Annotated in this window: 1 protein-coding gene; it reads right to left on the bottom strand. The window is 33.8% G+C overall.

Annotation, left to right across the window (positions count from 1 at the left end):
* Positions 1-2: 2 nt before the first annotated feature.
* Positions 3-266: hypothetical protein (locus AOA61_RS32075; protein WP_218197435.1), on the bottom strand; the 264-nt coding region annotated here is incomplete at its 5' end.

The raw sequence follows: 266 nt of genomic DNA, 5'->3' as shown, positions 1-266 counted from the left end.
CTCTATATTACCTTACTCATTTCCATTAGTATTTCCTGAAACGAGGCCTTATCATTAAAACGAGCAACAATCTCATGGTCTTTATTTAGGAGATATGTTGTTGGTACAGTCATACATTGATATCTATCATATACGTTTGTACCTTTGTCCTTCAATGCTGGTATTGTAAAATTATGCTCTTTATAATAAGTTTCTCCCTTACCTTCCTCGTGCTCTCTACCTGTTACATTAATAGTTAACATTATCAACCTTTCATCTTCCATGGA

It is taken from the genome of Pseudomonas sp. 2995-1 (genome assembly GCF_002742505.1).
Taxonomy (GTDB): Bacteria; Pseudomonadota; Gammaproteobacteria; order Pseudomonadales; family Pseudomonadaceae; genus Aquipseudomonas; species Aquipseudomonas sivasensis.
The sequence above is the reverse complement of the archived record's forward strand: the minus strand, read 5'-3'. Positions and strand labels throughout refer to the sequence as shown.